The following is a 14,612-nucleotide window of genomic DNA, read 5'->3' on the forward strand; positions in this document are numbered from 1 at the left end:
AGCCTCACTGCACGTAGCCGTATTCCGAGCGAGCTGCTTCCATGGTGATCTTGCCCTCGTTAATGTCTGAGAGCACAGCACTCCGATCGCGCCCGGCAGGACTACCCCACCCACCACCACCACCGGTGATCGTTTCAAGCTTGTCGCCTCGAGAAATGTTTAGGCGGTTCTTGGTGATGTTCAGTGTCTCGCCGTCTGCGCGATGAAGCGTGAGGCGCGCAGGTTTGCCCGCCTTGCCGCCTGAGAGTCCCCAGGGCGCAAATTCATTCTTGGTCTGCTCGGTGTAGAAGACGACATCGCAGTCATCGAGAAACTCGTAGACCCGGCGAATTGCCAGACCTCCGCGTTTTTCGCCGGCGCCGCCGCTGTCAGGAACAAGTTCTGTCGTCGCAATCCGGATTGGATATTGCTGTTCACAGATCTCCATGGGTAGCAAACCAATGTTGCCCATGTACGGGTCGACCGCCGACAGACCGTCATGAATGGTATTACCTCCCATTCCTCCCCCAAGGTCGTCTGCCATGACGACAGTCAACCCATTCCGCGGATGCACGCACTCGACCGCCATGCTCGAAAAGCCCACGAATGCGCCGGCAACCTGAAGATCAGGTTTGAACTGCGCGATAGCACGGATCAACGTATCGGCGATCCGCTGGGCTGCGAGATGGCGCAGGCTTACAGCCGCGGGGAACGAGGGATTCACCGCTGATTTCGGTGGAAGGATTACATTGAGTGGGCGAAGCGCGCCGGCGGTCTGGTCTGCGTCCGGATCGAAGGCGGCCTTGACTGCAAAGATCACGGCAGACAGGGCTGCTGTGCGCGAACAATTCATTCCGCCCTTCATCTGAGGCGCGGTTCCGGTGAAGTCGACGGTGAGAGTGTCGCCCTCCTTTTGAACCTTGATGGCGATACGGACTGGCTCGCCGCCAATTCCGTCATCGTCCAGGAACCCCTCTGCAAAACCGGTCCCGTCGGCTACGCCGGCAAGCACTTGCCGGGTGCGGCGCTCCGACTGGAGCAAGCGTTCCGCCAAGGCATCCTGAAAAGCCTCCACGCCGAACCGATCGATGATCGCGGTGATGCGACGAATCCCGAGGTTGGCCGAGGCGATCTGCGCCCGAAGATCCCCCATGCTCGAGACCGGGTCACGGGTGTTGTTTTCAAAGTAGCGCAGGACAGGCACGCACTCGCGGCCGCCCTCCATGATCTTGACCCACGGAAACCTCAGCCCCTCTTCGTAGACTGATCTGTTTGCAAATCCCTCAGTGCCGGGATTGGGCCCACCAATATCGGTGTGGTGCGCAAGGTTCCCGATCCACGCGACGATCTTACCGCCATGGAACACGGGCGCAAAGATATGGATGTCCGGTGTGTGGGTGCAGCCGCGATACGGATCGTTGCCGATAAACATGTCACCCGGGTCAATCGTCTCGGGTGGGTTCTCCGCGAGCAGGAACGGCATTGAATAGGTCATCGATCCGAGGAGGGCGGGAATGTTCGCATCCTCGGCGATCGCCTCGCCCTTCCGGTTGAAGACCGCGCAGGAATAATCGAGCATTTCCCGAATAATCGGAGAATGTGAGCTCCTGCGCAAAGCGTCCCCGATTTCACCGACCGCAGCTTTCAGCGCGCTTCCGATCACAGCAACAGTCACAGGATCAATGCTCATTTCGTCCGCTCCAGAATGATGTAGTCGTTTTCGTCGTAGTGCCCGATCCAGCAGGGCGGAATGACGGTGGTCGTGTCGAATTGCTCGATGATCGCCGGCCCCTGGATTGTCATGCCGGAACTTAGCTCCGAGCGATGGACGATCATCGTGTCGACATAGTCATGGGCACTCTCGAACCAGACCTTGCGGACGCTGGGAGGCATTGTCCGCGCGGCACTTTCGGCGCGTGGCGCGGACGCGCTCGCCACCATGCCTATCCCAACGCAGCGGACTGCGGTGATTTCCACCCGAGAACCAGGCGCGGAGTAGCCGTACAGCCGCTCGTGCTGCGCGTGGAACCGCTTAACGATCTCACTGATGTCCTCGTCCGGAAGAACCTTCAGCGTTACGGCATACTCCTGTCCGAAATACCTGAGATCCAGGGCGTTTTCGAAGCGGCACTGCTCCTGCCTCAGGCCGTCTTCGGTCAGATCAGAAAGCATCTCGCCTTCGAGCTTGCAGTGGACTGCGGAAATGTCTGATGGGTTTGCCACCTCGACATCGATGAGCATCGGCTCGGAAATGTCGTGGCGCAGCTCCGAACGCAGCAGACCAGCTGCACTGAGCAGCCCCGGATGCGGCGGGATCACGACTTTAGGAATGCCGAGCGAATCCGCGACGCTACAGACACCGAGGCCGCCGGCGCCGCCCGCGGCAAGGAGAGCATATTCCCGCAAATCCTCGCCGTAGCTGGTCGCGGTCCGCTGGATGGCGCCCGCCATGTTCGCCTCCATCACGGAGACTATGCCATGTGCCGCCTGTTCCACGGTGACTGACAGCTTCTGGGCAATCTCGCCGACCGCCGCGATAGCCGCGTCGCGATCCAGCTTGAGTCCGCCGCCAATCAGCCCCGATGGGCCAAGCCGGTTCAACACGAGTTGCGCGTCGGTCACGGTTGGAGCGGTGCCACCTTTCCGGAAGCATGCCGGGCCCGGGTCAGCGCCTGCGCTTCGCGGTCCGACCTGAAGTGCGCCACCCGTATCGACCCAGGCGATCGAGCCTCCGCCTGCGCCAATCGTTTCGATCTGGATGTTCGGCACGTGAAGAGGCATGCCCCCCGGCAGCTTCATCTCGAAGCCGACCCGGACATCGCCGTTGCTTATAATGGCGATATCCGCACTGGTGCCACCAACATCGAGTGTCACGAGATTGTCGATGCCGACGGTCTCGCAGACATTCTGGGCACCGACAACGGCTGCGGCTGGCCCTGACAGAACCAAATGATGCGCCCGCTCGCCCATGCAGCGGCTGGCCGTAGCAATGCCGCCGCTGCTCTGCATGATGAGGAGATGCGCCCGGAAATCCGAGTCCTTGAGCCGCTCGAGAAGGCCGCGGATGTAGGGGTCGAGACGGGGTGCCAGCGCCGCGTTGATTGCGGTTGTGGCAAATCGCGGATATTCGCGAGCCTCGCGGGAAATGGACGAGGAAGCGACCGCATAGGCCTCGGGTGCCTCTTCGTCGATGATCTCGACGAGGCGTCGCTCATGCGCCGGATTGACGAAGGAAAAGACGCCCGTGACGGCGAAGGACCGGACCCCGTCCTCACGCATCCTGCGCACAGCCTGGCGGGCCGCGTCCTCGTCAAGTCCGTTGACGACCTCGCCGCCGGCCGCGATGCGGCCGCTAACTTCGTGGCGATGATTGCGGGGGATAAGGACCTGCTTGGGAGGATGAAGTAACTCGTAGGGCTGCGTGCGCTGCTGGGTGGCAACCTCTATGACATCACGGCAGCCAGAGGTCGCAAGCACGCCAGCGGGTGCAAATGTCTCCTCGATGACCATGTTCGTCGCAATGGTCGTACCGTGAACAACGGCATCCACATCCTGCGGGCTTAAGCCGGCTTTGTCGAGCAGCCGAATAATCCCGTCGAGCATGGCCTCTTCGGGGTGATCCGGCCGGGATGGAACTTTCTCTACAAAAGTCTTCCCCGCTACCTGATCGACGAGCACGCAATCTGTAAAGGTGCCCCCCGTGTCAATTCCGATGCGCCTCTCCATCCCTCACATGCTCCTCTCATATGCAATATTAAATGGTCAATTGACCAGTTAATATTGCCGACATTTCTTTGTTATCGCGAGACTTACACGGTTTCTAAAAATGGTCAACTGACCAATTTTCTATATGATGACCGAATTGCCGGATCGAAAAAAGCGCAGCTCGCGAACAATCGCAAGAGAGCTGGCAGGATGTAACGATCGCGCAGCCCGAAGCACACGAATGGGTGAGTGAGACCGCGAAGGCGGGAACTACATCGCGACCAACCCTGTAATATGAAAGCAAATCGGGACATCCGCGGCGCGGCAATCGAGGACATCGACCTTGCGACCGGGCGCCAAATGCAGGGCACTCAAGCCGCCAGCCTGTCAATCGCTGGACGGCTCAAGAACCTCGTTGCGGCAGCCTCTGTAGCCGCAAAGCCTTGTCGCAACGCCTTCTGGTAGCTGCGCGGAGGCGGACCGCAATAAATTCCGCAGGCCTGAAGTGTACCCAACCTTACCGGACAATCAGCCTAGGTTGTCTTGCGCTGATAAACTGCCGAGGGGAGACCACCAGCCCTAAGCGAGAATGAAAAAGACCTTCCTGACAGGGGTGAGGTTCTCCCAGATACCCTTGAAACCTGCGGCCACGACGAAACTTTCGCCTGGCCCGAACACTTGAGCAACGCCGGCCGTGTCCGTGAGGCGAACGTTGCCCTCGAGGATGTGGCAGAGCTCGTCATACTCACAGGTGACCCGTTCGAGATGAGGCTCTGCTTCCCAAATGCCTGCGATGGCACCCTTCTCTGCATTCGCGAAGTGCCGCCAACTGCGTGCGCGGTAGGGTTGATCGACCACCGCCGGATCCGAGGTGATAGTTTCCTTCGCCTCGGTGGCGCCCTTGCGGAAGGCGATGACATGCATGGGGAGGGAGATCATGGCTGACCCTTTCAGGAATTGAACCAATGTTAGAGGCGTCGAGCATCGCGTTGAGCGGCTTTATCTCCGGAGCCAATTCATGTTTAGCCCGACGGATAGTCTTCGCGCTGAGAATTGACGCACCATATGGGCGCGCTTCAGGCCTTGCCTTCCCCAGCTCCAGACTCCGCTTCCGCAATTATTCGCCTGCTGCGATTTTTCTTGCATCAGGCCCATTTTTGGTCAAGTGATCAATTTTACAAAACTGGTCACTTGACCACTTATCAAGTTTATGAAAACCTCGATAAAAGACGGTCCTCAACATTTCGTTGAGCACCTGTATTGGTCGTTTGACCACCTATTTCGAAGCGTATGAGGGGAGCATACGAGGAATGGAGAGGCGCATCGGCGTTGACGCAGGAGGTGCCGTTACGGATTGCGTGCTGGGCGATCAGGCAGCAGGGATGACTTTGTGGTGAAAGCTCCGTCCCGACCGGACCACCCTGAAGAGGCGATGCTCGACGGGACTTTTCGGTTGTTCAAAAGGCTGGCCTAAGCCCGCAGGATCTGGATGCCCCTACATCTGCGGCCTTCACAGGCGTCTCAAAGAACCGAGCTTTCGGGTGCGCCTTCTCAACATGCAAGGCAGCAGGATGGCCAGCACCGATCGCCGGCGCTGGTCCACATATAGAACCACTTATCATAATAAAATAACAATTATCGGGAGCAGCAGATGTCTGGTGTGCAACAAGCAGGCTTACGCAAGAACGCCATTGGCGTAGCAGGAATCGTTTTCTTCGTGGTAGCGGCAGCGGCGCCGCTGACCGTGGTGGTGGGCAGCGTGCCGCTCGCAATCAGCATGGGGGGTGGCGTCGGCATTCCCGCATTGTTCCTGATCGCCGGGCTGATCTACCTTCTCTTCGCAGTAGGCTATTGCGCGATGAGCCGGTACAGCGGCAACGCGGGCGCCTTCTATACCTTCGTCACCCGTGGTCTTAACCCGCTTTGCGGCGCCGGTTCCGCCTTCATGGCGCTGCTGGCGTACAACGCGGTGCAATTCGCCCTTTATGGAGGATTCGGCTACTTTCTCAGCGAGGCCCTGAAGAGCCACTGGGGCATCGAGATACCATGGTTTGCCCTAGTCGTCGTGACGCTCGGCATCGTGCACTTCTGCGGCGAACGCGACATTGAATTCAGCGGCAAGCTACTCGCGGCTCTGCTGATCGGCGAAACCGCCATCGTCCTGGCAATCGACATCGCCATTCTCCTAACCAACGGCAATGGCCATGGTTTCACTGCGGTACCCTTCAGCCCGTCGCAGATTTTCGTGCCGGGGCTTGGTATCGGCCTGATTTTCGCGATCTGCGCATTCCTCGGTTTCGAGGCCACAGCTATCTTCTCAGAGGAGGCCCGCGACCCCGTGCGTACCATTCCGCGCGCCACCTATCTCGCGGTCATCGGCATCATGCTGTTTTATGCTTTCTCCGCCTGGGCCATCATCCAAGGGTACGGCGTCAGCGGCGCTATAGAAATGGCGACCAACGACCCGAGCAACCTTTGGCTGAAGATTTGCAGCGAACTGTTGGGCACTGGCGCATCGACCCTGATGAACATCCTCGTGCTCACCAGCATGTTCGCTGCGATCCTTGCCTTCCACAACTCCATCACCCGCTACCTGTTTTCCATGGGCCGCGAGCAATTGCTGTGGAACGGCCTGGCACGCACACACGGCACCCACCAGTCGCCATACATCGCCGGGCGGGTACAATCCATCGCCGCGCTGATCTGCATGGGAGCTTTCGCTGCCTTCGGCCAGGACCCCTACCTGATCATCTATTCCTGGATGGCCGCCCTGTCGACGATCGGCATGATTGCCGTGCAGGTACTCGCATGCCTGGCAGTGATTGGGTTCTTCTGGAAAAACCCACGCGACACCAACCTCTGGCAACGCCTGTTGGCCCCTGCCGCCAGCGCGCTTTGCCTCGTCATCTCGCTGGCTCTGGTGATCGACAATCTCGCGCTGATGAGCGGTTCGGACTCCTGGGTGGTCCGCTCCTTCCCATACCTGGTGTTACTCACCGGTGTTGCCGGTGCGCTCTGCGCGTTCCGCCTGAAAAGCGCCGACCCGGCGAAGTATCGCGCGATGGGGTTGTCCGTGGCGGAATGACAGGCTACGCCCCCTGCGGACCAGCCGCAGGTCTTCTATGCCGACGGATCAGTTTGCACCCCACCGCCTTCGATTGGAACGCATCGGGCGCAACCTGATCCAGCAGGATAGTCCCGTCGATACTTCCGATGCAACGGAGGTATCGACGGCCCGACTGAACGGCAAGGTCAAGTTAAATAGGGATAAAGCTGTTGACCTATCGTCGGCAGCAATGACCCAGCCCCGACGGCAGCAAGCGTCATCGTTCCCTTTCTTCGCAACCTTCTGGGCGGTATGGGTATGTTTCCGGTTTCTGCTCACTTCGCTTGGTGGAAGCGATGCCACGGGAGCGCGGCATCATCGTCTCATATGAGACGAACCGGTGTTGAGCGAAGAAATTCGGCCCGGACTGGGCCGGCCGCTTGCGGCGGGAAACGCACGTCCAGATGAGTTGTCCATCCGAAAGCGGCCATTCTCAGATAGCGAAAGTCAGATCGGACCATGTGCTCTAGTTGGCAGCCAAGGACATCTCGATGAATTCGAATGATCGTTTTAAGTCGTCCCTGAGCGTATCGCTCCGCTGAACAACCGGGCTCGTGCATTCAAAGGAAAACGGCCCCTCGTACCCCGCCGCCAGGAAGTCGGTGATCTGTTCGAGCGTTGCGCAGCGATCATCGCGATCGACGAGGATCCGTTCGGTATCAAGTCGTTCGTCGAGGCGAGGTATCGGATCCGATATGCCGGATATGTGCACCATGGCGGTGTATTCTGGAAAAATGGGGCCTCCCCCGGCAATTGCATGCTGGAACGTGTCGTGCACCATCTTGAACTTTCTTCTCCCACCCACAGCCTCTATGGCATCGACAAGCTCCGCCTTGCTTTTCAAAGAGGAGGACGCAAAGCCGATCGGTTCGATGAGCGCTACCACGTTGTGGCCGTCAAGCATCGGAAGTATCTCGCGCATCGCCTCGCGGAGCCTTACCTGCCGAATTCCGTCTTCAGTCTCTCCTCCATCAACGCGCGGAATAAGACTGAAGGTCTCGGCTCCGCTTTCGATGCTCGCCTCGATGAGCCCCCTGATCGCATCGGCTCTTTCTGCCGACCAATCGTTGAAAGGATAGACCTCGCTGAGACCGAGCAACTTCAGTCCTCTTTCTCGCGCCATCTCGCCTGCTCGACGAGGAGCGAGCCCATCGAACAGCGGGCGGCCAAGATCGTTACGCGGCTCGACACCCACGCAATCGAGTTCCTGTGCCAGATCCAGGAAAGCCTCGTAGGACAGATAGCGAGCTGTCTTTTGGTTCAGGGCGCGCTTGATCATTTGGTGTCGCGCTCCAAAATCCACTCCACCTCGGGCGCTGGAACAAACCGCCACTTGCGCAACGGTCCCGCCATGACGTTGAGGTAGTACATTTCGAAGCCGTAGGGAGCGCCACAAGGGTGATGACCACGCGGAACCAGGACAACGTCGTGGTCCTTTACCGCCATGGTTTCATCAAGGCTCCCGTCGTCGGTATAGACACGCTGGACACCGAACCCCGAGGCAGGGTCGAGACGGTGGTAGTAGGTCTCTTCGAGATAGGTGATGCGCGGGAAATCGTCCTCGTCATGTCTGTGGCTCGGATAAGACGACCAATGGCCGGCGGGCGTGAAGACCTCGGTCACCAGCAGGCTGTCGCAATAGTCCTCGCCCTCCATCGCAATGTTGTTGATGTGCCGCGTATTGGTGCCCTTTCCACGGGACGTGAGCGTGATGCCGAGAGGTCCGATGCGGCGAGCAGAATGGCCGCCCCTGCCGGGCGCTGTGCAAACGGCGATCGTGCAATCACTCTTTGCCACGGCGCGCCAGTCGCTGGCATTCGGAACATAGAGGCAATGAGGCGGCGTCTTTTCAAAGACGTTCATCCGATCGCCGAGGAGCCCCCAATCCTGCCCGGCGGCCTGGATCTCGGCCTTTCCCTCGACCATGACAAGTATGACCTCGCGGTCACCTGTCGCCTCCTCGGCAGTCTCCCCCGCCCGCAAGCGATAGACGGAAAAGCCGACGAAACGCCAGCCAGCCGACTGTGGAGTGATTTCATGAATCTTGCCGTGGCTTCCGAACGGTTTACGCAATAGATCAGCCATGCTCTTCGCCTTCAGTTGAAAGTCCGTTGGTCGCGGGCGCTTCGGTTGTAGTGCTCGCGCGCGCGCACGAGCCGTTCCGGGCCCCCGACCTGTGGGACGGCCACATCCCACCAATGTCCGCCCGCCCCAGTCCCTGGAACGGCATCCGTGTCGATGACGATGACGGTTGGGATGTTTCGCGAGCGCGCCTCGACGATCTTCTTTTCGAGGTCGGCAATGTCAGTGGCTTTTTCCGCGTGGGCGCCCATCGATCGCGCGTGACCGACGAAGTCAAGTTCGGGCATCGCTTCGATATTGGTGTCCTTGTACATGTTGTTGAACTCTGCCCCGCCGCACTCGATCTGCAGACGGTTGATGCAGCCGTAGCCGCGGTTGTCCGTAAGGACCACCGTGAAAGGAACCCGGCGCATCACAGCGGTGGCCATCTCCGAGTTCGCCATCATGTAGGAACCATCCCCAACGAAGCAGACGACTTCTTTTTCCGGGGCCGCAAGCTTGATACCCATGGCACCTGCCACTTCGTATCCCATGCACGAGTAGCCGTATTCCATATGGTAGCCGCTCCTGGCGGATTGCCAGAGAACTTGAAGCGCACCCGGCATCGTGCCGGCGGCGCACATCACGACGGTCTTGTCGTTTGCAACACGTTGGACAGCTCCGATGACCTGCGCATCCGTTGGCAGGTAATTCGAAAGGTCGGCGGTCGGCGCGGCGGTGACGGCTTTCACTCTGTCATGCCAAGCGGAGCGGGACTGCGTATCGAACAACGGAGCGCGGTAGTCACCCAGGAGAGCCGAGAGCTTTCCGAGCGTCACACGAGCATCACCGACCACCGGTGTCGCTCCGTGTTTTGCCGCATCGTAGCCGTGCATATTGATAGAGATGAGCTTTCGTCCGTCGTTCTTGAACAGTGCCCAGGATCCCGTGGTGAAATCCTGGAATCGTGTACCGACACCGATGACGAGGTCCGCGTTCTCACAAAGGCGATTGGCGCATTCCGAGCCGGTGACGCCGGGAGATCCGAAATTGAATTCGTCGCTCCAGGCGCTTGCGCCCTTTCCCGCCTGTGTCTCGACAAAGGGAAGATTGTGCCGTTTTGCGAATGCGGCGAGCGCGTCTTCCGCTTCGGAATAAAGCACGCCGCCGCCCGAGATGATGACCGGCTTTTTCGCTGCCCGGATCATGACAGCTACGTCTTCGACTTCCCGCGGATCCGGCTCGGGACGGCGTATCCGCCAGACCTTAGGCTCGAAAAAGGCTTCCGGATAGTCGAAGGCGTCCGCCTGCACATCCTGGCAGAAAGCCAGGCATACAGGTCCGCAGTTGGCCGGATCAGTCAGGACTGTGAGTGCGCGCGGCAACGCGGTCAGGAGATGTTCCGACCGCGCGATGCGATCGAAGTATCGTACTACCGGCCGGAAGGCGTCGTTTGCGCTGACCGTACCGTCGTCGAAATCTTCTATCTGCTGCAGGACGGGGTCGGGTCGGCGATTGGCGAAGATGTCGCCGGGGATGAACAGCACCGGCAGGCGATTGACGTGCGCCAGCGCCGCCGCCGTCACCATGTTCGTGGCACCTGGTCCAATCGAGGACGTGACGGCATGTGCGCGCTTGCGCCTCTTGGTCTTCGCATAGGCTATCGCCGCATGCGCCATCGTCTGTTCGTTTTGTCCACGCCATGTAGGCAGGGCCTCTCCGATGCCGTGCAGCGCCTCGCCAAGACCGGCGACGTTGCCATGGCCGAAGATCGCCCAAACGCCTTCGATGAAACGCTCCCCATCTTCCGTCATCTGCACCGAGAGCCATTTGACAAGCGCTTGTGCCGCCGTGAGGTTGATTGTCCGTGTCATGCTGCCTTCTCCCTTGCGGCCGCTCTGGCCTCGTCCCAGATGGAGCACAGTCGTCCGTACCGTCTTGCCATCTCCGCGACGGCGGTCGTGTCCTCGATTTCTCCCTGCATCCAGCCGCGCGCGACGTCTCCGAAGATGGTTCGGCCGACAGCAAAGCCGCGGACCAGGTCAAACGCGGCGGCGACTTCGAAGCTTGCGGCCAACTCCGCCTCCGGCGCATCAAGGCCCAGCACGACAATGCCGCGGGTATGGGGATCGTTCTTTTCGATGGCCGCTATGGTGTTTGACCAAGCGGCCTCGGTTTTCATCGGTTCAAGCTTCCACCAATCGGGAAAGATCCCGATGTCGTAGAAGTGCTGGATGAGGATCGCAGTCGTCTCGTCATCGACCGGGCCGACCTTTGACGGGATGATCTCGAGGAGGAATTCGAGACCATTGCGCCGAGACGCCTCGAAGAGACGCTTCACGGTCGCGGATTGCTCGGCGCGGGTCTGGTCATCATCGTCCGGGTGGCAGAAGCAAAGCACCTTGACCACGTTGTCTCGCGCCCATTCTCCAAGACCGCCGCAGTCGCTGCCGAGTTCCGGCTCCAGGGTCAGCGGCCGTGAGCCCGGCCATTCGCAAGGCCGTCCGATCCACAGGCCACTGGCTGACGCGGCGTGGAGCGCCCTTCTGCCAATGCGATTGTCGCACAGGATACCGTAGCCGGGACGACCCGCCCGGATCTGAAGTGCCGCTTGCAGGCAAAGCTCCTTGAAGGCGCCGCCTTTCTTGAGCGTGTAGCCAGGCATCTGCTCCAGCTGCATGCGATGGTCAAAGGCAAATATTCGATAGTCGCGCCAGTCTTCTCCATGATTTCGATGCCGGTTGGTCGACCAGTGTATCTGCTCGGCAGGTCCGTCATTTCGCAGATCGGGACGCGTCACGCCTCGCTTCAGGAAGAATTCCAACTCCGTCAGGGAAGGATAGGCCGGCGTGCAGCCGTGGCGGGAAACGGCAAACGCGCCACAGGCGTTCGCGTACTTGAGCGACGTCGGCCAATCCTCGCCGTCGATCCAGCCTTTCAGGAGACCAGAGAAAAAGCCGTCCCCCGCGCCAAGGACATTGAAGACCTCGATCGGAAAGCCCTGACCCGAAACACCCTCGTCGAGGGTGTTCGGAATTGCGTTCTCGAACGCTACCGCGCCTTTGGCGCCACGCTTGCAGACAAGGGTCGCCCCGGAAACGGAACGTACTTTCCTGAGGGCGGCAATGGTGTCCGTGGTCCCTCCGGCGATGTGGAATTCCTCCTCCGTACCAACGATCAAATCGAAGAAATGGAGGGTGGACTGGAGTTTCCTTGTAACCTGATCGCTCGCCACAAACCGGCTTTCACCGTCGCCGTGGCGAGCCGCTCCCCAGAGGTTGGGGCGATAGTCGATGTCCAGAGCCGTCTTGGCACCGTGGGTGCGTGCCAATCCAAGTGCCTTGAGGACTGCCGCTTCGGTGCGGGGGTTCGAAAGATGCGTCCCCGTCACAACAACCGACCGTGTCGAAGCAATGTAATCTTCCTGGATATCGTCTTCGCAAAGCGCCATGTCCGCGCAGTTCTCGCGATAGAAGATCAGGGGGAACGTGTCCTCGTCCCGAATGCCGAGAAGCACGAGTGCCGTCAGTCGATCCGGATCGGTGGCAACCCCACCGACATCCACGCCTTCGCGGATCAACTGCTCACGAATGAAGCGGCCCATGTGCTCGTCGCCGACCTTGGTGATGAGCCCAGATTTCAACCCAAGCCGCGCGGCACCGCAGGCTATGTTTGTCGGCGAACCACCGATGTACTTTGCGAACGAGCCCATGTCTTCAAGGCGCCCCCCAACCTGCAGGCCATAGAGGTCGACCGAGGAACGGCCGATGGTGATCACGTCGAGTGATTTCATGCCACAACTCCCCGGTGCCCAGAGAAACCCGCTTTTGCCAGGAAGGCGCGGCTGGCCGACAGGTCGTCGAGGACGCTGCCCGAGTTGCGAGGATCCCGCTCCTGCTCGATTGTGATGTAACCGCCGTAACCGAGCTCGGTCAGGAGCGCCCGGATGGCGGCATAGTCTATCGAACCGCGCCCTATGGGACACATGACGCCCTTGGCACACGCATCAAAAAAGCGAATCCGCTCGTCCATGACCTCGCGAAATACTCGCGAGTCGATGTCCTTGAAATGGATGTAGTCGACACGATCCCAGTAGCGGCGGAGCGTGGCGACGGGGTCCATCCCGGAGTAGGTCATATGTCCGGTGTCGAGGCAGAGACCCGCCAGGTCAGCCGGGAGGTCGTTGACGACACGCTCAATCTCATCCGCGAATTCTATGTAGCCTCCGGCGTGCGGATGTATGGTGGCCCGCACCCCATATCGGTCCCGGGCAAGCGCTGCGATGGCGCGGATGTTATCGAGCATCCCGTTCCACGAACTGTCATCGAGCCGCGGAGCACGGTCGGAATGTCCGGCCGCGTAGTCCCGCTCGTCGTGCCCCCAATCCATCACCGTCAGATAGGGCGCGTCGAAGCGCTGCCCTTTGTGCGTATCCGGTTTGGGCAAGCGCGTGATTAGATCGCAAATCTGGTCTGTCTGATGCAAAAGGTTGTCGCGGTTTGACGGGGAAACGAGATCGTCGAAGATCGTTCCCGCGACGATTTTCAAGCCGCGCGAAGATAGCGCGCTGGATACGAGGTCGTGGTCCAATGGCAGGTAGCCGTAAGGCCCAAGCTCAAGTCCGCCGAAACCCGCGTCTTTCGCCTCATCCAAGACTCTCTCCCATTCTGGGAGATGCGGGTTTCTTACATCGTCGACACCCCAGCAGCAGGGCGCGGTCGTGATTGTAATGGGGTTCGTCATATAGCCTCCAGAAAAGCCCAAGCCTTCACAACGGCTCAGGCGCGGCCGATCAGCGGCTAATTGTGGCTTGGAGTGCATCGATGGAGCTTTGAATGCCCGCATCGGTCGACATGGTGAAGTCTTCCATTTCCAGGCTGACCCAGCCGTTGTACCCGACCATCCGGACCACGGAGAAAAACTCCTTCCACCATTGCAGATCATGGCCCGCGCCGACGGCGACATAGTTCCATGACCGGTTGGCGACGTCGGTGACTTCCTTCAGTTCGAGAAGGCCGTTGACGTCGGCAAGCCCCCGTTCGATGCGCGTATCCTTGCCGTGGCAATGGTGGATGGCAGGGCCCAGAGCGCGTGCGGACGCTATGGGATCGGCCCCCATCCACATGAGATGCGATGGGTCGAGGTTCATGCCGACGGTCGGTCCGACCTCGTTGCGCAGCCGGAAAAGTGTTTCCGGGTTCCAGACGAGCATGGCCGAAAAATTCTCGAGCGCGTATCGCTCGACTCCGGCCTCCCTGGCGAGCTTCACCAGGTCGTGCCACAGGGGAAACGCGCGATCCTCCCACTGATACCGGTCCCGCTCGGGCATTTCGCCCGGCCAACTTTTTGTATAGACGAGCCAATTCGGAACCGTGTCGCCGGGAGCCGCTTCCGGCAGACCGGACATCGTGACAATCGTCTTGACGCCGATCTCGCCCGCGAGACGAACGGTGTCCTCCATCTCCTTGCGGTGGCGCTTGCCCATATCGCCTGGGTCGAGCGGATTGGCCGAGCAGTTCAGCGCCGCGATCTGCAGACCGCGCGCCTCAATCTCCTTCAGCTTCTGTCTCAGAGTGCCCCTGTCCGCCAGGAGCGCGTCGGCCCGAAAGTGCGGTGCGGGCGACCATCCGCCGCCGGTCATCTCAATGCCCTCGACGCCTAGTTTCACGCACTTGTCGAGCATCTCGGTGAACGAGAGATTGCCCATCACATCGGTGCAAATGGAAAGCTTCATGATGCTCAGTCCTGAAAAAGAGGGCGC

The 14,612-nt window shown here is 59.9% G+C and carries 10 protein-coding genes; 1 reads left to right on the top strand and 9 read right to left on the bottom strand.

Annotated features, from left to right (window positions below; all coding sequences use genetic code 11):
- Positions 1-4: 4 nt before the first annotated feature.
- From F3Y30_RS21390 to F3Y30_RS21400, 3 genes are all read right to left on the bottom strand, one after another.
- Positions 5-1,669: a hydantoinase B/oxoprolinase family protein gene (locus F3Y30_RS21390; RefSeq protein ID WP_203427204.1), complete on the bottom strand. Its 1,665-nt coding sequence runs from the start codon at positions 1,667-1,669 to the stop codon at positions 5-7.
- Positions 1,666-3,705: a hydantoinase/oxoprolinase family protein gene (locus F3Y30_RS21395; protein WP_203427205.1), complete on the bottom strand. Its 2,040-nt coding sequence runs from the start codon at positions 3,703-3,705 to the stop codon at positions 1,666-1,668. The genes F3Y30_RS21390 and F3Y30_RS21395 overlap by 4 nt, the downstream gene beginning before the upstream one ends.
- Positions 3,706-4,263: 558 nt before the next feature.
- Positions 4,264-4,623 carry a cupin domain-containing protein gene (locus tag F3Y30_RS21400; RefSeq protein ID WP_246753051.1) on the bottom strand — a complete coding sequence of 120 codons (360 nt, stop codon included), beginning with the start codon at positions 4,621-4,623 and terminating at the stop codon, positions 4,264-4,266.
- 712 nt (positions 4,624-5,335) lie between these two features.
- On the opposite strand from F3Y30_RS21400, the gene F3Y30_RS21405 reads away from it, so the two are divergent.
- Positions 5,336-6,769, top strand: coding sequence for an APC family permease (locus F3Y30_RS21405; RefSeq protein ID WP_203427206.1), 1,434 nt, complete (start codon positions 5,336-5,338; stop codon positions 6,767-6,769).
- A gap of 487 nt (positions 6,770-7,256) precedes the next feature.
- Here F3Y30_RS21405 and F3Y30_RS21410 read toward each other — a convergent pair whose 3' ends face one another.
- Genes F3Y30_RS21410 through F3Y30_RS21435 form a run of 6 tightly spaced genes read right to left on the bottom strand, consistent with a single transcriptional unit; the run spans position 7,257 to position 14,585 of the window.
- Positions 7,257-8,069 carry a TIM barrel protein gene (locus F3Y30_RS21410; RefSeq protein ID WP_203427207.1) on the bottom strand — a complete coding sequence of 271 codons (813 nt, stop codon included), beginning with the start codon at positions 8,067-8,069 and terminating at the stop codon, positions 7,257-7,259.
- Positions 8,066-8,875, bottom strand: coding sequence for a 5-deoxy-glucuronate isomerase (iolB, locus tag F3Y30_RS21415; RefSeq protein ID WP_203427208.1), 810 nt, complete (start codon positions 8,873-8,875; stop codon positions 8,066-8,068). The genes F3Y30_RS21410 and iolB overlap by 4 nt, the downstream gene beginning before the upstream one ends.
- An 11-nt stretch (positions 8,876-8,886) precedes the next feature.
- Positions 8,887-10,725, bottom strand: coding sequence for a 3D-(3,5/4)-trihydroxycyclohexane-1,2-dione acylhydrolase (decyclizing) (iolD, locus tag F3Y30_RS21420; protein WP_203427209.1), 1,839 nt, complete (start codon positions 10,723-10,725; stop codon positions 8,887-8,889).
- Positions 10,722-12,644: a 5-dehydro-2-deoxygluconokinase gene (gene iolC, locus F3Y30_RS21425; protein ID WP_203427210.1), complete on the bottom strand. Its 1,923-nt coding sequence runs from the start codon at positions 12,642-12,644 to the stop codon at positions 10,722-10,724. The genes iolD and iolC overlap by 4 nt, the downstream gene beginning before the upstream one ends.
- A complete protein-coding gene (locus F3Y30_RS21430) occupies positions 12,641-13,594 on the bottom strand; it encodes a TIM barrel protein (protein ID WP_203427211.1) in 954 nt (317 codons plus the stop codon). The genes iolC and F3Y30_RS21430 overlap by 4 nt, the downstream gene beginning before the upstream one ends.
- A gap of 49 nt (positions 13,595-13,643) precedes the next feature.
- Positions 13,644-14,585 (bottom strand): sugar phosphate isomerase/epimerase, encoded by a 942-nt coding sequence (locus F3Y30_RS21435; RefSeq protein WP_203427212.1) that lies wholly within the window; start codon positions 14,583-14,585, stop codon positions 13,644-13,646.
- Positions 14,586-14,612: the final 27 nt, after the last annotated feature.

Source organism: Sinorhizobium sp. BG8 (assembly GCF_016864555.1).
Classification (GTDB): Bacteria; Pseudomonadota; Alphaproteobacteria; order Rhizobiales; family Rhizobiaceae; genus BG8.